The sequence below is a fragment of the Mycobacterium sp. DL592 genome, from assembly GCF_011694515.1.
Lineage (GTDB): Bacteria > Actinomycetota > Actinomycetes > Mycobacteriales > Mycobacteriaceae > Mycobacterium.
In genome coordinates this window covers 2,828,859-2,850,579 of record NZ_CP050192.1, presented here as the reverse complement: position 1 = coordinate 2,850,579, position 21,721 = coordinate 2,828,859, and the positions used below count along the sequence as shown (strand labels likewise).

The following is a 21,721-nucleotide window of genomic DNA, read 5'->3' as shown; positions in this document are numbered from 1 at the left end:
GTGACCCTAGATCGCCATCGCCGCACGCACATCGGCCTCCGACGCAGACCCGCCGGCACCGCTGGAGGTCACCCGACCGGACTCCAGAATGTAGTACTGCTGGGCCGACTCCAGCGCGAAGCCGATGTGCTGTTCGACCAGCAGGACACCGAGATCACCGCGGCTGGTCAGTGCGGTGATGGCGGCCTCGATCTCGGCGACCACCGACGGCTGGATGCCTTCGGTGGGTTCGTCGAGGATCAGGATTTTCGGCGAGGTGATCAGGGCGCGGGCGATCGCCAGCTGCTGGCGCTGGCCGCCGGAGAGCAGACCGGCGCGCCTGCCCAGCAGCTCCTTGAGCGCGGGGAACAGGTCGAGCTGTTCGTCGACGAGTTGCTTGCCTCCTCTGCGGCCGTCGGCGACCACCTGCAGGTTCTCGGCGGTGGTCAGCTGACCGAAGGACTGCTGACCCTGCGGCACGTAGGCCAGGCCGCGGGCCACCCGCGCGCTGGGACGCAGTTTGGTGACGTCCTCACCGCCGATCATCACCTTGCCCGCCGAGCATTTGAGCAGACCCACCGCGGCGCGCAGCAGGGTGGTCTTGCCCGCGCCGTTGTGACCCATGACGGCGGCCACCCCGTCGGAGGGCACCTCGACGCTCACGCCGTGGATGACCTGCGAACGCCCGTACCCGGTACGAACATCGATGAGTTCCAGCATTATTCGTCGCTCTCCAAATCGGAGGCCCCGGCCGCGGCGGTGCCGAGGTAGACCTCCTGCACCTTCGGGTTGGCCTGGACTTCGGCGACCGTACCTTCGGCGATGACCTGGCCGCGGGCCAGCACCGTCACCGACGTGGCGAACGCCCGCATGAAGTCCATGTCATGTTCGACGACGACCACGGTGCGGGTGGAACCGATGCGGCGCAACAGGTTTCCGGTCTCCTCGCGCTCCTCGCCGCTCATGCCGGCCACGGGCTCGTCGAGCAGCAGGACGTCGGCGTTCTGTACCAGCAGCATGCCGATCTCCAGCCACTGCTTCTGGCCGTGGGCCAGCACGCCGGCCGGCTGGTCGGCCAGCCCGGTCAGGCCGACGGTCTCCAGGGCTTCCTCGATCGCCGGCAGGACTGCCCCGCGCCTGCGCAGCAAGGTCCACCAGGAACGGCCTGCCCCGGCGGCGATGTCGAGGTTCTGCAGCACGGTCAGTTGTTCGAAGACGCTGGCGGTTTGGAAGGTTCGGCCCACCCCGAGCCTGGCGATCTGGTGGACCTTCTTGTCGAGTAGTTCAGCGCCGGACTTGTTCACCGATCCGCTGGCCGGGACCAGCCCGGTGATCGCGTCGATGACGGTGGTCTTGCCCGCGCCGTTGGGTCCGATCAGGAACCGCAGGTCGCCCTGGAACAGGGTGAGGTCGACGCCGCTGACGGCCTTGAAGCCGTCGAAATCGACTGTCAGATCGCGAACTTCGAGGTATTCGCTGCCCATGCCGACATTGCCGCCGGCGATCGGTTCGGCGAGTGTCATGATGCGGCTCCGACCTTCTCGGCTTCGTCGAGCGGACCCGGGTCGGGTGCCGCGGGCGGCTCGGCCTTGCGGCGGCGTCGGCGCAGCAGCGTCCCGATCCCGGCCAGGCCGGCCGGGAAGAACCCGACGACGACGATGAACAGCAGGCCCTGGGCGTAGGTCCAGCCCGACGGAAAGCGTTCGGAGAACGCGGTTTGCGCCCACACCACTCCGACGGCGCCCAGGATCGGGCCGAGCAGTGTGGTCCGCCCGCCGATCGCCACCCCGATCAGGAACGCGATCGAGGGCACCACGCCGACCTGAGCCGGGGTGATGAACCCGATGATCGGGGCGAACAGCGCACCGGCGATGCTGGCGAACAGCGCCGCCAGGGTGTAGGCCACCACCTTGATATTGGCCGGGTCATAGCCCAGGAACCGGACCCGTTCTTCACCGTCGCGCACGGCGACCAGCAGTTCGCCGTAGCGGCTGTGCATCAATTGCCGGACCACCGCGACCACCACCAGCAGGGTGCCCGCCGCGATGAAGTACAGCATCTGTCGGTTCACCGGGTCGGACAGCTTGAACCCGAAGAAGGTGCGAAAACCGTTGAGCCCGTTGCTGCCACCGAGGGTGGACTGCCCGACGAGCAGGATCGCCAGCGCGGCGGCCAACGCCTGGGACAGGATCGCGAAGTAGGCGCCCTTGACCCGCCGCTTGAACACACCGAGACCCAGCAGCGCGGCGATCGCGGTGGGGATCACCACGATGGCGAACAACGTGAACGCCGCCGAGGAGAACGGTTCCCAATACGACGGCAGCGCAGGGATTCCCGCGATCTGCATGAAGTCGGGCACCGCCTGTTTGCGAATCTCGGCGTCGGCGATCTTGAGGTGCATACCCATCATGTACGCGCCCAGGCCGAAGAACACGCCCTGGCCGAGGGTGAGCATGCCGCCGCGGCCCCAGGCCAGCCCTATGCCGGCCGCCACGATGGCAAAGCACAGGTACTGGCCCAGCAGGCCGAGCCGGAAGCTGCTGAGCACCGCGGGTGCCAGGCCGAACAGCACGGCGGCGGCGACGGCGAAACCGGCCCAGGTCTGCCAGCGTCCGATAACGGCTCGGGTCATACGAGACTCCTCGTCCGGACCGTGAACAAGCCCTGCGGGCGGACCTGCAGGAAGATCACGATGATCACGAACACGATCACCTTGGCCAGCGACGCGGTGGTGCTGTACTCGATGAACGAGTTCAGCAGCCCCAATGCGAACGCGGCGATGACGGTGCCCTTGATCTGGCCGAGCCCGCCGACCACGACTACCAGGAACGCGTCGATCAGATAGCTCTGCCCGATGGTCGAACTGGTGGAGCCGATCAGCGTCAGCGCCACGCCGGCCACGCTGGCCAGACCCGACCCGATGAAGAAGGTGGTGATGTCGGTCTTGCGGCTGGAGATGCCGCTGGTTTCGGCCAGGTCGCGGTTCTGCACCACCGCCCGGATCCGCCTGCCCAGTGGGCTGGTCTTCATCAGCAGCGTCAGCGTCACGACCGCGACGACGGCCAGCAGCAGAATAAAGATGCGGGTTTTGGGCACCACGGCGCCGAGGATTTCGACACCGCCGGACAGCCAGGACGGCGCGGTCACGTTCACCGCCGGGGCACCGAAGATGCTGCGGGCGGCCTGTTGCAGGATCAGCCCGACACCGAAGGTCACCAGCAGCGTGTCCAGTGGACGGTCATACATCCGCTGGATCAGCGTGACCTCCAGCAGCACGCCGAGCAGTCCGCCGACCACGAACCCGACGACCAGCGAAACGAGCAGGGAGGCACCGGCATTCGAGATCACCTTCTGCACCACGTACGCGGTGTAGCAGCCGACCATGATGAATTCGCCGTGCGCCATGTTGATGACGCCCATCTGACCGAAGGTCAGTGAGAGTCCCAGTGCAGCCAGCAACAGGATCGAGCCGAGGCTCAATCCCGTCGCCAGCTGTCCGACAAGGACATCCATGCTGTGTTATTTCCCCGTCGCTCCACTCGCCCCTGTCTAGCCCGACAGACCCTTGGCCCACGGGTAGGACTTCAGGTAGGGATCCGGCGTGATCGGGCCGGGGGAGGACCAGATGGTGTAGATCAGGCCGTCCGGGTGGATCTCGCCGATGCGGGCGGTCTTGGTGATGTGGTGGTTCTCGCCGTCGATGGTGACCAGACCCTCGGGGGCGTCGAAGGTGACCCCGGCGCAGTTGTCCTGGATTGCCTTGACGTCAAAGGACTTTGCCTTCTCGACGGTGTTCTTCCACAGGTAGACCGACACGTAGGCGGCCTCCATCGGGTCAGAGGTCACCCGGTTGGCGCCGTACTTGGCCTTGAATGCCGCGACGAAGGCCTTGTTCACCGGGTTGTCGAGGGTCTGGTAGTAGTTCCACGCCGTCAACTGGCCTTCGATGTTCTGTGCGCCGATGCCTTGGACTTCTTCCTCGGCGATCGACACCGAGACCACCGGCATCTTCTGGGCGGTCAGTCCGGCGTTGGTGTACTCCTTGAAGAACGCGACATTGGAGTCGCCGTTGAGGGTGTTGAACACCGCTCCGGCGTTGGACGCGCGGACCTTGTTGACGATCGTCGAGAAGTCGGTGGAGCCCAGTGGGGTGTAGTCCTCGCCCTTGATCTCGATGCCGTTGGCCGCCGCGTACGCCTTGATGATGCGGTTGGCGGTCTGCGGGAACACGTAGTCACTACCCACCAGGTAGAGCGACTTGACGCCCTTCTCCTTGAGATAGTCCAGCGCTGGCACGATCTGCTGATTGGTGGTGGCGCCGGTGTAGAAGATGTTCTTGGAGGATTCCAGGCCCTCGTACTGCACCGGGTAGTAGAGCAGCGAATTGTTGCTCTCGAAGACCGGCAGCATGGCTTTGCGGCTCGAGGAGGTCCAGCCGCCGAACACCGCGGCCACACAGTCGTCCTTGATCAGCTTTTCGGCCTTCTGGGCGAAAACGGCCGGGTCAGAGGCGCCGTCTTCGCCCACGATCGTGATCTGTTTGCCCAGAACGCCGCCCTTGGCGTTGATCTCGTCGACGGCGAGTTTGATCGAGTCCCGTACGGTGACCTCGGAGATCGCCATCGTTCCCGACAGCGAGTTCAACGAGCCCACCTTGATGCTGGAACCTGAGGTGTCCACGCACGATTCCGACTTTGCTGAATCGGTCTCACTGGCCTTGCTGCCGCAGCCGGACAACACCAGGCTTGCCGCGAATACGACACTTCCTGCGGCCAGTGCCGATCGGTTCACCACGGAACGTCGAAGGTGCATGGATGCCCTTTCCTATTGCCAGTGACAATCATTGGGTCCCGGCAGCAACGAAGCCGACGGGACCCACAGCGATGTAGACACCGGACGTTAGAGCGCCGACGTTTCTGTGAAATGTCTGTATGTGACGAATGCATTAACGTGCTAGCTACTTCGCTGGGCCGATCCGGGCGGCGCATCGCGTAACGGGCTCGGTACGGTGGCCGATATGGCCGATATGCGAACAGTGACAGCAAGGGTTGGTGCGGCGCTGGTGTTGGCGGCTGCCGGTGTTGCCGGCACTGGGGCGGTTGCTGCCGCCGATCCGGCGGCCGGGCACCAGGTGACCTACACGCTCGCCACGGGCGGTACGTACGACTTCACCATCACCTATCTGACCGCGCAGCCGCCGAGCAAGGACGCGTTCAACGCCAATTCCGACCCCTTCATGAAGCGCGAGACGATCAGCGTGTCGCCGGACGCGCCGTGGGTCTTCACCACCACGCTCGCTGATCCGCAATGGGCGTTCCTGCAGGTGAGCAGTACCACCCATGGTGGCCAGGCGGCGCCGAACGCGCACTGCGAGGTCACTGTCGACGGCCAGGTGGCCGTCGCGCAGGACGCGCCGTACAGCCCGCAGTGCTACCTGTCGCGCTGGACGTCCTAACCGGCGAAGACGTACACCCACGCGGTCCGGCCCGATCGCAGCGGAACGGCCACGCGGGCATAGTCGTCGACCTCGTAGTCGTCGGCGGCCGCCAGTTCGGCTGGCGTGATCGCGAAGACGGTGCCCTCCACGGCGGCATCGCCGCCTGCGGGTTTGAGGATCGGGTGGCGGTCGCTGCCGCTGGTGGCGATGACGTGCGGGTCGGTGATCGTCACGTAGTCCAGGTCGTATCCGGCGATGGCGTCGAGCTCGCCGTCGAGTTCGCGGCCGAAGGTGGCCAGCTGAACCTCGCGCTGGCGCAGCGTCCCGTAGGAGAAGAGCAGTTCGGTCTGCGGCATGACGGCAAGTCAAGCAGCAGGCTGCAGGCTCCGCACGAATTGGGCGACGGCCGCGCCGATCTCGTCAGCGCTGTCCTCCTGGATGAAGTGGATGCCGGGCACGGTCACCTCGGTGAGGTTGGGCCAGGTGCGCACGTAGTCGCGGATCTCGCCGCGCATCAACGCTCCCGGTTCGGCGTTGACGAAAAGCTTTGGTAAATCACTGGTTTCGAGCCATGCGGCATAGTCGCTCACCACGGCGGCGACGCCGGCGGGCTCCCCGTCGATCGGGATGTTGCGCGGCCAGGACAGTGTCGGGCGGCGGTCCTCGCCGGGCGTGGCGAAGGGGCGGCGGTAGTGCTCCATCTCCTCGTCGGACAGGGGGCGCAGGATCGAGGCGGGCAGCACGTCCTCGACGAAGACGTTGTCGGTCAGGACCATCTGCTCGCCTTCAGGGGAGCGGAAGCCCTGAAAGACCGGACGCACCCGGTTAGGAAAGTTCGCCCAGGTGATCGGTTTGGCGATGCCTTCCATGAAGGCGATGCCGGCTACGCGGTCGCGATGCTGGTTGGCCCAGTCGAATCCCAGTGCGGTGCCCCAGTCGTGCAGAACCAGGGTCACGTTGTCGCCGAGGTCCAGGGCGTCCCAGAGGGCGAAGAGGTAGTCGCGCTGCTCGCGGTAGTGGTAGCTGCTGGGACCTGAGTCGGGGAGTTTGTCGGAGCTGCCCATGCCGATCAGGTCGCAGGCGACCAGCCGGCCCAGGCCGTCGAGGTGGGGCATGACGTTGCGCCATAGGTATGACGACGTGGGGTTGCCGTGCTGGAAGACGATCGCGTCACCGGCGCCCTCGTCGATGTAGGCCATGCGTCTACCGAGGACCTCGGCGTATTTCAGGTGGCCGTACGGGGTGGCGTTGGTCATCAGCGTCCTTCGTGAGGGTTGTGGTCGGCGTAGGTGGCCGCGGTTTCTCGGGCGATCCGCAGAACCCGCGCGGAGAACTCGTCGTCGGGTAGCGCTCGGGCCAGGGCGATGCCGCCGAAGCAGATGATGGCCAGCGCGATGGCGTCGTCCATGCGTTCGTCGGATTCGTCGCCGTCGCAGACAGCGGCCAGGGAGATCTCCAGCTCGCGTTGATAGGTGGCGCGGAAGCTGTCCGGGGCGCGGGCGGCATCCGAGCTGAGCGCGGCGAAGCCGCATGCGGTGCCGAGGTCGTCGCGGTGCGCCGGGGTGAGGTAGCGCTGGGCGAGGCGTTTGAGCCGTTCGTTCCACGGTTCCTTCGGCCCGGGTTTGATCCAGTGCGAGCGGCCGGTGGTGATGGCGTGGGCGAATGCGGCGTCGGCGAGTTCGTTCTTGGTGCCGAAATGGGAGTAGAAGGCGCCGTGGGTGAGTCCGGCGTCGTGCATGACGGGGGCGATCGCGGTTCCTTCGATGCCCTCTTCGCGCAGCCTGCGGGCGGCGGCGTCGAGAATCCGCTCGAGGGACTGCTGCTTGCCGAGCCGGCGGCGAGACGGTGCATTTCGCATGATGGTCATCATGCTAATCACATGATAGGCATCATGCCAATACCCCGTGGTGGCATGCTGGCTGGTGTGGGGATGATCTTCCGGTTGGCCGAGCTCCTGCTCATCCTGGTGCCGTTGGCGGGTGCGATCTATGCGGCCTTCAAGGGGGTCTCGGCCATCAACCGGCGCCAGAACCCGGGTTCTGCTGATGAACCCGCTCTGCCGCTGCCGCGTTCTGAGCCGAAAAGCCAAGCAGCGCAATGGCGCACGATCACCCGCGTGCTCGACGAACACAGCCGCACCGACACGCGCTGGCTGGACTACGAACTCGATGCCGCCAAGCTGCTGGACTTCCCGGTGATCACGGACATGCGCGAGCCGCTGACGGTGGCGTTTCACCGGGCCAAGCTGCGGGCCGATCTGCTGCGGCCGGCCAAGGCCGAGGACCTGCTCGACGACCCCGAAGCGGCGCGGCAGTATCTGGACGCCGTCGAGGCCTACGCGACGGCGTTCGACGCCGCTGAAGCCGAGGCGGTGCGCCGGCGGCGCAGCGACTTCAGCCGCGAGGACCAGCAGCGGCTGACCCGGGCCCAGAGCCTGCTGCGGGTGGCCTCCGACGGCGGCGCCACCCCGCAGGAGCGTGAGCGTGCCTATGATCTGGCGCGCGGTGAACTCGAGGGCTTGGTGGTGCTGCCGGATCGGACGCGCGGTGCGTTGGAGCGGGGGATTGCCGGGGAGCTGGACGACTAGGTGTACTGCCCAGGCAGGTTGGTCAATCGGGTGATGGGTGGGACTTTGCCGATCGCGGAGTGTTGCCGGTGGTGATTGTAGGTGTGAAGCCAGCCGGGTAGCGCTGATCGTCGGGTGCCTTCGTCGCGGTAGTGGCGTGCGAACGCCCACTCGTTGGCCATGGTGCGGTGAAATCGCTCGACCTTCCCGTTGGTCTGAGGGCGGTACGGGCGAGTGCGGAGGTGTTTGATCTGCAAGTCGGCACAAGCATCACGCCAGGCGAACGAGCGATAGCAGCCGCCATTGTCGGAGAGCACGCGCTCGACGGTGATGCCCCTGGCGGCGTACCAGGCCACCGCGCGACGCAAGACCGCGGCGGCGGTGGTGGCGGTCTCGTCGTCGTGGATCTCGGCGTAGGCGACTCGCGAGTAGTCGTCGATGACGGTGTGGACGAAGCCGTATCCCAGCAGTTCGTGGTGATGCTTGTTGCGGGTGGTCCCGCTCGTGGTGCGGCGATTCCGGCCTCCTTGGGCACGCCCGACGAAGCGCCACCCACCGCCGGTGGGGATGTTGCCCAGCTTCTTGACATCCACGTGGATCATCGCGCCCGGGCGGTCATGCTCGTAACGGCGAATCGGCTCACCGGTGCGGATATCGATGTGGGACAGCCGATTCAAATGACACCGGACCAGTACCGCATGAACTGTCGAGGCGGCCATCGACAGTCGCGAGGCGATCGCCAGCGGCGAGAGTCGCTGCCTCCATCGCAACTCCACGATCTTGCGCACTACCGGCAGCGGTGTGCGATGGGGACAGTGGTGAGGCCGGCTGGACCGGTCACTCATCCCGGCCGCACCCATCGCGATATAACGCGATGCCCAGCGTTTAGCTGTCGGCCACGAGACGTGGAAGTGCTCAGCGGCTCGGGCAATGGACCAGCCCTCCTCGACCACGCGGCGAGCCAGCAGCAACCGGCCCCGAGGAGTCAGAACAGCGTTAGCGTGGACCACGAAGGTCTCCTGTTCGTTGCAGTGAAGTGGTAGCAGCTCCACTCCACGACAGGAGACCTTCGCCAATCAACGACCGCTAAAGCGCGTCGTCACACTTCTTCGACCAACCTGCCTGGGCAGTACAACTAGGGGCGGGGTGGGTCGCCGATTGTGATGATGTCGTGGGCATCGACTGCACCGCTGTCCGCGATACGGCTCGTTTCACCATCTGATACGCTCTGTATCAGATGGAGGAATGATGCCTACAACGATCGAACGGACTGTCGGCGCGGAGCGCAGTGTTGAAGACATCGCCCACCAGGCACAGGTTCGCCGGGCACAGGAACGCTTGCTGCGTATTGATGACATGCGCGCTGCGCGCGACCTTCAACGGTCCGGGATGAGTCAACGCGAAATCGCTGAGGTGTTGTGTACCACGCAGCCGCGGGTGGGCCGACTGTTGCGCGGAGCCAGCGCCCTCGGGGATTCACCGGGTCCCGAAGAAATCATCCTGCGCGCCACCGTCGACCGGACCCCCCGGGCCAAGCTGTTGAAACAGCTTCGCGGTCTTGATTACACCTTCACCCAGGCCGCGCCCTATCCCCATGAGGGATCCATACCCGGAACCTGGACGCAGGTGAGCACCGCCCATCAACTCGGACTGCTCAGCGACGAGGAATACGAGAGTGTCAGCTCCGCAGTCCAATCGCCGACTGCGTAATAAGGTCCATTCTCAGCTCACTGCCCTCCATCATGGGGGGCAGTTCGCCGTTCCCACCGCAGTGCAGCGTTGCCTCAATGATTCGCTCATTGAGCAGATCGTTCATGAGTACCGCGCTGGATGCCCCAATGCGCCGACACACGGTCGTGCCGCGATCATCACCGCCGGTGTACCCGGTGCCGGTAAGTCCTTTGCGGTCGACATGTTGGGCGCCGGTTACCGTCGCATCGACTCAGACGAGATCAAAGATCTCATCCTGATGCGACTGGAATGGGCTGGGCTACTTGATATCAGGCACAACCACGTGTTGGCCGACGGCAGGCCGGTTCATCCTTGCGAGCTGGCGAGATGGGTGCACGATGCTTCGACCGATGCTGCGAATCGTGTTCGCGCGGTGTCCCTGCGTTTGGGGGAGAACTTCGTCATGGAAGGCACCCTTTCTTGGAAGCCGCTTGTTGGCAGCTATGTGACCGACTTGGCTTCTGATGACTACGAGCACTTGACGATCGTGGATGTCGAAGTTCCCTTCACGCTTGCTCTCGAGCAGTCCAGAGTTCGGTGGTGGGCCGCGCGAGAAGCAGAGCGAACAAAAAACGGCATTGAGCTCGGCGGCAGATTCATCGCGCACGCTGCCCTCGAGAGCTTCTACACCAGGCAGCGTCGGGTCTCAAAGTGCGCGGCCAATGCCCGCAGTCTCCAGAGCGCAGCCAACAATGCAGGTATTGAAACCGACCTTCTCTGCGTCACTCGTACGCTGACCGGACGAGAATACCGAGCTTGGCTCCGACCCGATGGCGACATCGATACCTCCCAGGACGCCCCGCTAGGAGCCGTTTGCATAAACACCGGCGCGATACTCACAAACCCAACGGCCATAAGGGCGGGCGTTCGAAGCAGCCGCGCCTGACACCAGTGGGTCGGGTGCCGCTTACCTACTGCCGTGGGGCGTGGTTTACCGCACTAATAGGGGTTCAGACCTTGACCTAGAACGCCAACAGGTTCTCCCGCAACGTGTCGTACTCATAGAATTCCCGCACCAGGCCCAGGTCGCGCAACGCCGGCACCAGCCCTTCGGTGATGTCGGTGACGTAGCGCCGGCTCAAGTGCTGGATCGGGGTCGTGAGCAGGAACCCGTCCCCGCCAACGGCATCCATCGCCTCGGCCATCTGATTGGCGACGTACTCGGGTGTCCCCACCAGCGGCAGGCAACTGGCGAATCCGGTGGCGGTCGTGGCCAACTGCCGCAGTGTCTTTCCGCTGCCGACCTGCTGGAACTTGTTCAGCGATCCCTGCTCGCCATTGGTGCTCAGCTCCGGCAGCGCCTCATCGAGCGGGAACTTCGAGAAGTCGATATCGGTGACGGTGGAGATCATGCCCAGCTGGCTGGTGATGAACGCATCGGTGTTGACCATCTTGTAGCGCTTGGCTTCGGCGTCCTCGGCGCTGTCACCGAGCACCGGGGTCACCAGGAACATCACCTTGATGTCGTCGGGATTTCGCCCGGCCGCCGCAGCGCGGGCCCGAATATCGTTGCGGTACTCGATCATTCCCTCGATGCCCTCGGCGATGGCCACGATGGAGTCGGCCGTCTCGGCGGCGAACTGCCGCCCCCGAGGTGAACCGCCGGCCTGCAGGTACACCGGGCGGCCCTGCGGGGTGCGGGGTACGTTCAGCGGCCCGCGCGACTTGTAGAACTTGCCGACGAAGTTGACCTCGTGAACCTTGGTGTAGTCGACGAACGTCTGTGACTCGCGGTCCATCACCACCGCATCCTCGTCCCACGACGCCAGCAGCTTGGTGACGACGTCGACGAACTCGTCGGCCATGTCGTAGCGCTGCTGGCGCGGCGGCAGCGTGTCCAGACCCAGGTTGTGGGCGGCCTGCTCCTCACCGGAGGTCACGATGTTCCAGCCGAACCGGCCGTCGGAGAGATGATCGAGGCTGGCGATCAACCGGGCCAGTGTGAACGGTGGATAGGACAGGATCGACGCCGTGGCGATCACCCCCAGCTTCGTTGTCGCCTTCACCACCGCCCCCGCCAGCACGGTGGCATCCATCTTCGGCACCTGCAGCGCATGCTTGAGGGTGGCCTCGGTTGAGCCGCCGAACGCGTTGGACACCATCAGGGTGTCCTCGATCATCAGATAGTCGAAGCACGCGCCCTCGAGCATCTTGGCCATCTCGATGTGGAAGTCGGCGTTGGTCCACGACGTGTTGACCCGGTCGAACCGGTCGAGCCATTGCGGGGGAGCGTAGTTCATGAACCAACCGAGATGCATCTTCTTCGCCATGACATGAGTTCACCGCCAGCTGATTTCGAGACTGTGGCACCCCGGGCACATCGGCATTACGCCACCGGGCAGGAGTGGCCGACAACCTCAAGTGGCGTAATGCGCGCGGAACGCAACTCGCCGTCGGGCGGAAACATCGACCAGTCACATTGGGTGCCAAGGAGGTCAACATGTTTCATCTCGGGTGGTTCCTCGGCAGTGGCTTCAGCGTGCAGACCTGGGCGCTGGACCCGTGGGCGGGTAACACCGGCCACGACTGGATGAAAGGCGACCTGTTCGTCGACCTGGCCGCCTCGCTGGAGCGGGCCTGCTTCGACTACCTGCTGGTCGAAGACACCAGCATGGTCGAAGACGCCTACGGCAGGTCCATGGAGACCACCCTCAAATACGGCATGCTGGCCCCCAAATGCGACCCGGTGCCGATGATCCCGCTGCTGACCCAGCGCACCAAACACATCGGCATCGCTGTCACGCTGTCCACCAGCTTCTACCACCCGTTCATGGCGGCCAGGACGATGACCACCCTGGACCACCTGACCGACGGCCGGGTCGGGCTCAACGTCGTCACCGGGAGCTCGGCCCGCGCCGCCCAGCAGTACGGCTACGACGACCTGATGCTACACAGCGAACGCTACGAGATGGCCAAGGAGTGGATGGAAGCCGTTGGCGCACTGTGGGATTCCTGGGAACCCGGTGCGGTTCTGGTCGACCAGGACACTCCGCGCTACGCCGACCACACCAAGGTGCACACTGTCGACTTCGAGGGCAAGTACTTCCGCACCCGCGGCCCGCTGAACACGATCCCCGGCCCGCAACGCCGACCGGTCATCGTCCAGGCCGGCGCCTCCCCGGCCGGCCGTGATCTGGCCGCCAAATACGCCGAGTCGATGCTCGCCCACGGCACCAGCGTGGAGTCGATGAAGGCCTTCCGTATCGACATGCACCGCCGGATGAAGGAATACGGTCGCGACCCGAGCGAGCTGAAGATCCTGTTCCTCATCGACCCGATCCTCGGGGACACCGACCGCGTCGCCCAGGCCCGCCAGGACGATATGAACGCCGCCCGGTGGAGCGACCACGCCATCGAAAAGGCGTTGTGGGGGCTCAGTTACACCTCGGGAGGGGAGTACGACTTCTCCACTTTCGACCTGGATAAAGAAGTCCCCGACGTGTGGGGCAACGGGGAGACCAGCACCCTGCGCACCTTCATCGAAGGAGCCCGCGGCAAGACCCTGCGGGAGGCCATTGCCACCGTCGACACCCATGCCGGCCTGGCCTTCGTCGGCTCCCCCGACACTGTGGCCGCCAAGATGGGCGAAGCCATGGACGAGGTGGGCGGTGACGGGTTCCTGCTGTCACCGGTAGTCACCCGGCGCAACATCGCCGAGATCGCCGACGGCCTTGCCCCGGCGCTGCGTAAGCGCGGGCTGATCCGAGATGGCTACCACCACCGCACCTTCCGCGAAAATCTGCTCGAGTTCTAGACCCCGAAACCGGCGTAATACGCGGGGCACTACGGCGACGCCGCCGTGTCACGCAGCCACGCTTTACTCGTCGAAGACACGCACGCCAAGGAATGCCGTGCACAGGTCGCACAACTGACCAGCAGGAGGCATTCATGATCGACAACACACCGCGGCCCCGTATCACCGGACCGGAGTGGAACCGCCGGGCGTTCCTCAAAGCCGGCGGTATCACCGTCGGCGGTCTCGGTCTGGCGTCGTGGCTGGCCGCCTGCGGCGGGGGGACAGGCACCCAGAGCAGCGGAGGAACCCTGGATCTTCGGATGCCGTTCCTGGCCGACATGCAGGTGCCCGACCCCGACATCATGTACGAGGGCGAAGGCGTGCAGGTGATGGAATCGGCCTACGAAGGACTGGTGCGCTACCGCCCGGGCTCCTCGCAGATCATCCCCAGCCTGGCCAAATCCTGGACCGTCTCACCGGATCTGCTCACCTACACCTTCACCCTGCAGCCCGGCGTCAAGTTCCACGACGGCACCCTGGCCGACGCGCAGGCATGGGTCAAGAGCTTCGAGCGCCGCGCCAAGGTCGACCAGGGCCCTGCCTACATGGTGGCCGGGGTGGCCAAGACCGCCGCCCCCGACCCGACCACGTTCGTGGTCACCCTCAAGGAACGCAACAACGCCTTCCTGCACTACCTCGCCTGCCCTTGGCAGCCGTTCGCGGTCAGCCCCACCGCGGTGGCCACCAACGCCGTCGGCGACGACCTGGCCCAGGAATGGCTGAAAACCCATGACGCGGGCACCGGGCCGTACGTGTTCAAGGAGTTCGTCGCCGGAAGCCACTACCTGCTCGAAGCGTTCCCCGACTATTGGGGTGAGAAGCCCGCATTCAAGAGCATCCGCATCGACATCACACCCGCAGTGGCAACCCAGAAACTGCAACTGGACTCCGGTGCATTCGACATGGTCACCAAGGGATTCGCGATCCCCGATGTGCTGGCCTACCAGAAGAACTCGCAATTCAGCGTCGTCAACTCCTTCGGCGGCGTGGGAGAAGCGATATGGCTGAACCCGACCTCCGGCCTGTTCGCCAACAAGGCGCTGCGCCAGGCCCTGTTGCCGGCGCTGGACCGCAAGTCGGTGGTCGACAACGCCTGGGGCGGGCTGACCGGCGTGCAGGCCGGCATGTGGCCGGAGGAAACCTTCCCGTCCGCCCTGGCGCCGTTCCCACAACAGATCGACGACGCCGCGCTCAAGGCGATCGTGCCTACCTTGCCGTCGAAGAAGATCGACCTGGCCTGGAGCGCTGATGGCGGCGCACCGCGCCAGCAGATGGCCGAGATCATTCAAACCCAGCTCGCCAATTACGGATTCGAGGTCGAGGTGCGCACCATCCCGGTCGCCGAGCAGTTCGACCTGGCCAACCAGCCGCCGGAGAAGCGACCGGACATGATGGTGACCTTCCTCGGCGGGGACGCACTGCATCTGGACACGACGTTCCGGATCCTGTTGCGCACCGGGGCCAAACCGCTGAACTTCTACCAGTACTCCAACCCCGAGTTGGACAAGCTGATGGACCAGGCGGTGCAGGCCCTCACCCCGGCGGAATCCACCGCGACCTACCAGCAGTGCAGCAAGATCATCCTGGACGACGCGTTGTTCATCCCGTTGTGCCTGCCGCCGAACTCGACGATCGCACACAGCTACATCACGGGTGTCGAGAACAATTCGTTCTACCCGGCGATCTTCTGGCCGCAGGCGCTCAAACGGGCGTGACGGCGCTCAGCCGGCGGAGGACAGCTCGCGGAAGCTGCTGCGGTGGAACACGATTGGCGAGACATCCGGGTAGGTGGCCAGGGCGGTGATCTGCAGGACGACGATCTCGTGATCACCGGCCTCCACCCGCTTGAACGGTGCGCACTCCAGCCACAGGGTGGCGCCGTGGACGAACACCGCGCCGCTGTCGGCGGCCGTCCAGCCCACCCCGGCGAAGCGGTCACCGGTCTTCGCCGACAGCGACCGTGCCACCAGGGCGTGCTCGTCGGCCAGCACCGACAAGCCGAGGCGCTCCAGCGTGGCCAGCTTGGGCCAGGTCGTCGAGGTGTTGGCGACGCACACCGACACCAACGGCGGATCCAGGGACACCGTCGTGAACGAACTGGCCGCCATCCCCTCGGGCAGGCCGTCACGCAGCCCGCAGAACGCGGTGACGCCGCTGGGGAAACACCCGAACGCCTGACGCAGCAGCCCCGGCTCGAACTGCCCGTCGACCGCGCTGATCACGACGAGACCTGCGGGACGAAGCGGCGAGCCATCTGCAGCCAATTGTCGAGATCCGGTGCGGTCTCATACTCCGAATCGAGCAGGAACAGCCCCGGTGCAGGACAGCTCGCCCCGATCTCCACGAGCACCGGCCGCAGCGTCAGCTCCGGTGCGAGGGCGTGAATCGGCGACGCCCCGAGCATCAGCGGGTAGGTAGTGATCCCGTTCAGCTCGCCCTGCCCGAACTGGTCCAGGAACAGCTTCAGCAGCCCGGTGTAGGTGGCCTTGAATGTCGGGGAGGCCACCACCAGCGAGTCGGCGCCCAGCACCAGTGCCTTGGCGGCGGCCACGGCTGGATCACCCCACCCGAGCAGCCCGGGGCCCAGGTCGACGACGTCGATGACGTGGTCGGGCTCAGCTCCGGTCAGCTTGCGGGCCACCATCTCTGCGGCAGCGCGGGTCCGCGACATCGGTTTGGGATTTCCTACGACAACGACAGTCATGGCTGTGAGTCAATCGGCACGGTATTTCTGCCGACCTTCGCCGGGGTAACGCTTGCATTGCGCCGCGACGGTAGCGGTGCTCGGTCATCGGCGCAATGCGATCGACACCTCGGTGACCTATCCGCGTCACGCAGTGCGGGTTTGCTCAAATCTGCCCGAGCGGCCCATGACGGCCGCGCTCGTCGCTTCACCACACCGGTTGAGACCACCTCACGTACAAGGGCGAAGACATGAGCATTGCATCGCACGACCCCGGCGCCGCCGGCGTCGAGCCGAGGGCCAGGGTGCACGATCTGCACGTCACGTTCAACCGCCGCGGCGTCGACGTGCACGCGTTGCGGGGGTTGAGCCTCGACGTGTTGCCCGGTGAGATTCTGGCCCTCGTCGGCGAGTCCGGTTCCGGGAAAAGCGTTATGGGCCTTGCCCTTCTGGGCCTGCTCACCGGGGACCCGGCCCCGCGGATCACCGGGCGCGCCGAGGTCTGCGGCATCGACATGGTGGCAGCGGATCCCGAGGAACGCAGGCGGGTGCGACGCGCCCACCTGGGTGCGGTCTTCCAGGATCCGATGACCTCGCTTGACCCGACGATGCGGGTGGGCAGGCAGGTCACCGAAGCCGCAGGCGACTACGACGAAGCGCGGCGCCTGCTAGACCTGGTCGGGGTTCCCGACCCGGTGCGGCGGATGAAGGCCTACCCGCACGAGCTGTCCGGAGGTTTGCGGCAACGCGTCATGATCGCGATGGCGGTGGCCGGAAAGCCCGACCTGGTGATCGCCGACGAACCCACCACCGCACTGGACGTGACCGTGCAGGCGCAGGTGCTGGCTCTGCTGCGGGAACTGTGCGACGAACTGGGGACCTCCTTCATCGTCGTCACCCACGACATCGGGGTGGCCTCGCAGATCTGCGACCGCGTCGCGGTCATGTACGGGGGCCGGCTCGCCGAACTCGGCACAATGGCCGACGTGCTGGCCGCGCCGTCACACCCGTACACGGTCGGCTTGCTGAACTCTCGGCTGGATCTGGATCTCCCACTGGGACAGGCCATTGCGGCGCTGCCCGGCCAGCCACCGGACCCCCGAAACCACCCGCCGGGCTGCGCGTTCAGCCCGCGCTGCGCCGCCGCGGTCGACGCGTGCTCGGTGTCGGTGCCCGAACCGCTGCCGGCCCCCACCCACTCCGGGCTGGTCGCCTGCGTGGTCGAGGACGCCGCCGCCGTCGCCCAGCACCGCGGGGAGGCACGCGCATTCCGCCCGATGCCGCCGGTGGACGAAGAACGCCCGGTGCTGCAGATCAACGGAGTCGACAAACAGTTCGCCGTCAGCCGCGGGCTGCTCAAACGCGACGCCCTGCACGCGCTGCGGCACGTCATTCTCGACGTCGCCCCCGGGGAATCCATTGCCGTGGTGGGGGAGTCCGGTTCGGGTAAGTCGACGCTGCTGCGGGTGGTCGCAGGCCTGCTGCATCCCGACAGCGGCAGCGTCGAATACCTCGGTGCCCGCCCGCAGGTGGTGTTCCAGGACGCCGGGGCGTCGCTGACGCCGTGGATGACCGTCGGTGAGATCGTCGGTGAGCGCCTGCTGAAGAGCACCAACCGCACCGACCGGCCCGCCCGCGTCGACGAGGTCCTGCGACAGGTGGGGCTGCCACCCGACGTCGCCGCAGTCAAGGCCTCCAGCCTGTCCGGGGGGCAGCGTCAGCGGGTCGCGTTGGCCCGCGCCATCATCGTGCCGCCACGGCTGTTGCTGTGTGACGAGCCCACCTCGGCGCTGGACGCCTCGCTGGCCGCGTCGGTGCTCAACCTGCTGCAGGATCTGCGCCGCGAGCTCGGCATGTCCGTCATGTTCGTCACCCACGATCTGGCTGCAGCCCGGTTCATCTCCGATCGCATCGCCGTGATGTATCTGGGTCAGATCGTCGAGCTGGCCCCCACCGAGGAACTGATCAACAGCCCCAAGCACCCCTACACCAAGGCGCTGCTGGCCGCCGTGCCGTCGCCCGGTGCGGCACCGGTGCGATTGTCGGGTGAACCCGCCAGTCCGCTGGCCGTGCCCACCGGGTGTGCGTTCCACCCGCGCTGCCCGGAACGGGTCGACCGCTGCACGGTCCAGTCACCTCAGCTGCTGTCCATCGACGCCACCAGCAGGCAACTGGCTTCATGCCTGCTGGCGACCGGCGAGCAAGAGGACCTCATTGCCGGCTGATCATCGGCGTAATCCCTTGGAGACGAGAAGGATTCACCGCCGATATCGACTCGGTGTCGGATAGAACCACAACACCATATTCGGATGAAGTGCAGCAAGGAGTTCGGTATGACAAGCAAGTTTCACCTCGGCTGGTTCATGAATTTCATTCCGCCCGAATGGGATACGCCCTGGGCTGCGCCCGATGTCCAAAAGTGGCCCAACGGCAAGTTCTACGTCGACATGGCGCGCAGCATGGAGCGGGCCTGTTTCGACTTCATCATGATCGAGGACACCGTGATGGTGGCCGACGCCTATGGCGGCAGCATGGAGGGCTCGCTGAAGAACTCAGTGTTCGCGCCCAAGCACGACCCGGTGCCGCTGGCCGTGCTGATCGCCGCCAACACCTCCCGACTCGGTGTGGTGGCCACCATGTCGACCTCCTTCTATCCGCCGTACCTGCTGGCGAGGCTGGCCTCCACCGTCGACTCCATCTCCGAGGGCAGATTCGGCTGGAACATCGTCTCCTCCGCCGAGGACCGCGCCGCACAGAACTTCGGCCTCGACGAACTACCCGAGCACGACGAGCGCTACAACGTCGCCGACGAGTACTACGACCTGGTGTGCGAACTCTGGGACTCCTGGGACGCCGACGCGGTGGTGATGGACCGCGAGACGCACACGTACGCCGATCACCGCAAGGTCCGCCCCATCGAGTTCGTGGGCAAGTACTTCAAGTCCCGCGGACCGCTCAACACGGTGCCCTCACCGCAGCACAAGCCCACCATCCTGCAGGCCGGCGCATCGCCTCGGGGCCGCGCCTTCGCCGCCCGGGCAGCCGACGCGATCGTCGCCGTCGGCACCGGAATCGAAGGGATGCGAAGCTACCGCAACGACATTCGGGCCCGTGCTGCCGCCGCCGGCCGCAACCCCGACGACATCAAACTGATGTTCTGCATCTCACCGACGGTGGCGCCCACCGAGGCCGAGGCTCGCGCTGAGCTCGACCGGCTGGTGTCCACCGACGCCTACATCGAGAAGTCGCTGGCCGGCATCTCCTCGAACACCGAGATCGACTTCAAGCAGTTCGACTGGGACAAGCCACTTCCCGAGGATCTCACCACCAACGGCGAACGGGGGTCGCTGGAACACTTCATGCGCGGCGACGGCTCACCCGGGCCCAAGACGCTGCGCCAGCTGGCCATCGACTGGGCCACCACCGGGGTGGAGTTCATCGGAACACCCGAGCACGTGGCCCGCAAGATGGGGGAGGCGATGGAGGAGATCGGCGGGGACGGATTCCTCATCATGAAGCCGGGCTGGGACCTCAACCGCAACTACATCGCCTCGATCACCGACGGGCTCGTCCCCGAACTACAGCGGCTCGGCCTGACCCGAACCTCATACAGCGGCACCACGTTGCGCGAGACGCTGCGGGAGTTCTGATGGCCGTCGCCGAGTACTACGTACCGACTCCGCTGGTTCGCTACCGGAGCCGGATCGGGCTGGGTTTCAGGCAGTACTTCCAGGGCACGTCGGTGCCCGACTACGTGGCGTTCGCCGGACTGGCGGCGATGTTCGTCATCGCGCTGTTCGCCCGCCACATCGCCCCGTATGACCCGCTTGCAGTCGTCGGTGCGCCGATGGCACCCCCCAACGGGACCAACCTGCTCGGTACCGACACGGTCGGGCGCGACATTCTCAGCCGGGTGCTGTGCGGTATGCAGTCCAGCTGGCTTGGCGCGCTGGCGGTGGGAGCCTTCGGCGTCGTCGTCGGCGGCGTCGTCGGGCTGGTCGCCGGTGCCCGCGGCGGATGGGTCGACACGATTCTGATGCGGGTCACCGACGCGTTTCTGGCGCTGCCCGGCCCGATTCTGGCGCTGGCGGTGGTCGCCTCGATCGGACGTTCGTACGCGCACACCCTGATCGGGGTGGCGATCGTGTGGTGGCCGCTGTATGCGCGCATCGTGCGCGCCGAGGTCCGCCGGTTGCGGGCCTCTCCGCACATGGAAGCCGCCGAGGTGGGCGGGGCGAGCAAGTGGCGGTTGATGTACCGGCATCTGCTGCCCGGTGCCATCCCGGCGACGATCGTCACGGCGAGCCTCGACATCGCAGCCCTGGTGTTGATGGTGGCCGGCTTGTCGTTCCTCGGACTGGGGGCGCCGCAACCGGCCCCGGAACTCGGGTCGATGAGCGCCCAGGGTGTCACCTACATCTTCAGTGCGTGGTGGATCCCGATCATGCCTGCGGTCGGGGTCGCCGTCATCGCGGTGATCGCCAACTTCGCCGGTGACGCCATCCGCTCCCGGATCCGGGACCGCTGATGCTGACCGTCCTGCCCCGACGCCTGCTCGGCGCGATCCCGGTGCTCGTCGTCCTGATCCTGGCGGTGTTCACCCTGCAGAAACTCGCGCCGGTCGACCCGGTGGCGGCGCTGGTGGGCGCCAAGGCATCCCCGGAGGTCTACGCCGCGGCCCGCACCAAACTCGGCCTCGACCAGCCGCTGCCCATCCAGTTCTGGCACTACCTGACCAAAGCCGTCACCGGCGACCTGGGCCAGTCCACCGTCACCCGCACGCCGGTCCTTTCCGATCTGACCAGCTTCCTTCCCGTTACGCTCGAATTGCTCTTTGTGGCAATGATTTTGACCGTCATCATCGGGTTCGTTCTGGGCCTGGCGACGGCACAGGGATGGCGCGGGTCGGGCGTGCTGCGGGTGGTGATGGTCTCCGGCGCCTCCATCCCGGTGTTCCTGGCCTGCCTGCTCGGGATGCTGGTGTTCTACCGGTGGCTTAACATCCTGCCGGTGACCGGCCAGACCTCGTTCGTCGACGCCCCGACCGGACCCACCCACTTCCTGCTCGTCGACAGCCTGCTCGCCGGGCGCCCCGATATCTTCGCCGACGACCTGCTGCACCTGCTGTTGCCCGCGTTCTGCCTAGCGGTGACACCGGCGGTAGCCGTCGGCAGGGTGCTGCGCAGCAGCCTGGAGGCCACCCTGCGCGCCGACCACACCCGCACCGCCCGCTCGATCGGACTGTCGGAGAAGCGAATTCTCGTCGTGCACTCGTTGCGTAACTCGGTCGGGCCGGTACTGGCCCTGCTGGGGCTGCAGCTCGCGGTGATGGTGGGCAACTGCATCCTGGTCGAGCTGATCTTCGCGCGGCCCGGCATCGGCCTCTACATCTCCCGTGCCATCGAGAAAGCGGACTTCAACGCGATCGCCGGTGTCACCCTGGTGGTCGGCGCGCTCTACGTACTGACCAACATCGTCATCGACATGCTGCAGTCGCTGGCCGATCCACGGGTGGCGATGTGAGCCGTT

General features: G+C 65.9%; 22 protein-coding genes. 10 read left to right on the top strand and 12 right to left on the bottom strand.

The features are described from left to right. Positions 1-6: 6 nt before the first annotated feature. The 5 genes from urtE to urtA are packed head-to-tail and all read right to left on the bottom strand — an operon-like array spanning position 7 to position 4,791. Positions 7-699 carry an urea ABC transporter ATP-binding subunit UrtE gene (gene urtE / locus HBE64_RS13680; RefSeq protein ID WP_167102939.1) on the bottom strand — a complete coding sequence of 231 codons (693 nt, stop codon included), beginning with the start codon at positions 697-699 and terminating at the stop codon, positions 7-9. Continuing rightward, on the bottom strand, positions 699-1,502 hold the full coding sequence (gene urtD, locus HBE64_RS13675; protein WP_167102936.1) for an urea ABC transporter ATP-binding protein UrtD: 804 nt from the start codon (positions 1,500-1,502) through the stop codon (positions 699-701). Before urtD ends, urtE begins: the two co-directional genes overlap by 1 nt. Next, positions 1,499-2,611, bottom strand: a complete 1,113-nt coding sequence (gene urtC, locus HBE64_RS13670; RefSeq protein ID WP_167102934.1) for an urea ABC transporter permease subunit UrtC — start codon at positions 2,609-2,611, stop codon at positions 1,499-1,501. Before urtC ends, urtD begins: the two co-directional genes overlap by 4 nt. Then, complete coding sequence (urtB, locus tag HBE64_RS13665) at positions 2,608-3,492, bottom strand: urea ABC transporter permease subunit UrtB (protein WP_167102932.1); 885 nt, start codon at positions 3,490-3,492, stop codon at positions 2,608-2,610. The genes urtC and urtB overlap by 4 nt, the downstream gene beginning before the upstream one ends. 36 nt (positions 3,493-3,528) lie before the next feature. Continuing rightward, positions 3,529-4,791 (bottom strand): urea ABC transporter substrate-binding protein, encoded by a 1,263-nt coding sequence (urtA, locus tag HBE64_RS13660; RefSeq protein WP_167102930.1) that lies wholly within the window; start codon positions 4,789-4,791, stop codon positions 3,529-3,531. A gap of 214 nt (positions 4,792-5,005) precedes the next feature. Between urtA and HBE64_RS13655 the strand changes: the two genes are divergently transcribed. Continuing rightward, positions 5,006-5,434 (top strand): hypothetical protein, encoded by a 429-nt coding sequence (locus HBE64_RS13655; protein WP_208300688.1) that lies wholly within the window; start codon positions 5,006-5,008, stop codon positions 5,432-5,434. Here the strand turns inward: HBE64_RS13655 and HBE64_RS13650 are convergent. Genes HBE64_RS13650 through HBE64_RS13640 form a run of 3 tightly spaced genes read right to left on the bottom strand, consistent with a single transcriptional unit; the run spans position 5,431 to position 7,274 of the window. After that, positions 5,431-5,772 (bottom strand): gamma-glutamylcyclotransferase family protein, encoded by a 342-nt coding sequence (locus tag HBE64_RS13650; RefSeq protein WP_167102926.1) that lies wholly within the window; start codon positions 5,770-5,772, stop codon positions 5,431-5,433. The two genes, HBE64_RS13655 and HBE64_RS13650, sit on opposite strands and share 4 nt — an antisense overlap. A gap of 9 nt (positions 5,773-5,781) precedes the next feature. Continuing rightward, positions 5,782-6,672 (bottom strand): haloalkane dehalogenase, encoded by an 891-nt coding sequence (locus tag HBE64_RS13645; RefSeq protein ID WP_167102924.1) that lies wholly within the window; start codon positions 6,670-6,672, stop codon positions 5,782-5,784. Beyond that, complete coding sequence (locus HBE64_RS13640) at positions 6,672-7,274, bottom strand: TetR/AcrR family transcriptional regulator (protein WP_167102922.1); 603 nt, start codon at positions 7,272-7,274, stop codon at positions 6,672-6,674. Before HBE64_RS13640 ends, HBE64_RS13645 begins: the two co-directional genes overlap by 1 nt. Positions 7,275-7,340: 66 nt before the next feature. On the opposite strand from HBE64_RS13640, the gene HBE64_RS13635 reads away from it, so the two are divergent. After that, positions 7,341-8,003 carry a hypothetical protein gene (locus tag HBE64_RS13635; protein ID WP_167109170.1) on the top strand — a complete coding sequence of 221 codons (663 nt, stop codon included), beginning with the start codon at positions 7,341-7,343 and terminating at the stop codon, positions 8,001-8,003. Here HBE64_RS13635 and HBE64_RS13630 read toward each other — a convergent pair. Further along, positions 8,000-8,992 (bottom strand): IS481 family transposase, encoded by a 993-nt coding sequence (locus HBE64_RS13630; RefSeq protein ID WP_167102919.1) that lies wholly within the window; start codon positions 8,990-8,992, stop codon positions 8,000-8,002. The genes HBE64_RS13635 and HBE64_RS13630 overlap by 4 nt on opposite strands. A gap of 379 nt (positions 8,993-9,371) precedes the next feature. On the opposite strand from HBE64_RS13630, the gene HBE64_RS13625 reads away from it, so the two are divergent. Both HBE64_RS13625 and HBE64_RS13620 read left to right on the top strand, forming a co-directional pair. Continuing rightward, positions 9,372-9,692, top strand: coding sequence for a hypothetical protein (locus HBE64_RS13625; protein WP_167102916.1), 321 nt, complete (start codon positions 9,372-9,374; stop codon positions 9,690-9,692). Beyond that, a complete protein-coding gene (locus tag HBE64_RS13620; protein ID WP_167102913.1) occupies positions 9,658-10,599 on the top strand; it encodes a hypothetical protein in 942 nt (313 codons plus the stop codon). Before HBE64_RS13625 ends, HBE64_RS13620 begins: the two co-directional genes overlap by 35 nt. A gap of 76 nt (positions 10,600-10,675) precedes the next feature. Here the strand turns inward: HBE64_RS13620 and HBE64_RS13615 are convergent, their stop codons facing one another. Then, positions 10,676-11,983, bottom strand: a complete 1,308-nt coding sequence (locus HBE64_RS13615; RefSeq protein WP_167102909.1) for an NtaA/DmoA family FMN-dependent monooxygenase — start codon at positions 11,981-11,983, stop codon at positions 10,676-10,678. Between the two features lie 170 nt (positions 11,984-12,153). On the opposite strand from HBE64_RS13615, the gene HBE64_RS13610 reads away from it, so the two are divergent. Then, positions 12,154-13,467 carry an NtaA/DmoA family FMN-dependent monooxygenase gene (locus HBE64_RS13610; RefSeq protein WP_167102906.1) on the top strand — a complete coding sequence of 438 codons (1,314 nt, stop codon included), beginning with the start codon at positions 12,154-12,156 and terminating at the stop codon, positions 13,465-13,467. Positions 13,468-13,601: 134 nt separating this feature from the next. Next, a complete protein-coding gene (locus tag HBE64_RS13605; protein WP_167102903.1) occupies positions 13,602-15,224 on the top strand; it encodes an ABC transporter substrate-binding protein in 1,623 nt (540 codons plus the stop codon). A 6-nt stretch (positions 15,225-15,230) separates the two neighbouring features. On the opposite strand, the gene HBE64_RS13600 is transcribed toward HBE64_RS13605, so the two are convergent. After that, entirely contained in the window at positions 15,231-15,728 is a 498-nt protein-coding gene (locus HBE64_RS13600) for a flavin reductase family protein (RefSeq protein WP_243841652.1), read from the bottom strand. Further along, a complete protein-coding gene (locus tag HBE64_RS13595; protein WP_167102897.1) occupies positions 15,728-16,213 on the bottom strand; it encodes an NADPH-dependent FMN reductase in 486 nt (161 codons plus the stop codon). Before HBE64_RS13595 ends, HBE64_RS13600 begins: the two co-directional genes overlap by 1 nt. Positions 16,214-16,443: 230 nt before the next feature. Between HBE64_RS13595 and HBE64_RS13590 the strand changes: the two genes are divergently transcribed. The 4 genes from HBE64_RS13590 (at position 16,444) to HBE64_RS13575 (ending at position 21,715) form a co-directional block, all read left to right on the top strand. Beyond that, positions 16,444-18,417: an ABC transporter ATP-binding protein gene (locus HBE64_RS13590; RefSeq protein WP_167102894.1), complete on the top strand. Its 1,974-nt coding sequence runs from the start codon at positions 16,444-16,446 to the stop codon at positions 18,415-18,417. A 108-nt stretch (positions 18,418-18,525) separates the two neighbouring features. Beyond that, the gene (locus tag HBE64_RS13585; RefSeq protein WP_167102891.1) at positions 18,526-19,842 is read left to right on the top strand and encodes an NtaA/DmoA family FMN-dependent monooxygenase; all 1,317 of its coding nucleotides are present in this window, start codon (positions 18,526-18,528) and stop codon (positions 19,840-19,842) included. Then, on the top strand, positions 19,842-20,720 hold the full coding sequence (locus HBE64_RS13580) for an ABC transporter permease (protein ID WP_167102888.1): 879 nt from the start codon (positions 19,842-19,844) through the stop codon (positions 20,718-20,720). The genes HBE64_RS13585 and HBE64_RS13580 overlap by 1 nt, the downstream gene beginning before the upstream one ends. Continuing rightward, complete coding sequence (locus HBE64_RS13575) at positions 20,720-21,715, top strand: ABC transporter permease (RefSeq protein ID WP_167102885.1); 996 nt, start codon at positions 20,720-20,722, stop codon at positions 21,713-21,715. The genes HBE64_RS13580 and HBE64_RS13575 overlap by 1 nt, the downstream gene beginning before the upstream one ends. Positions 21,716-21,721 lie beyond the last annotated feature (6 nt).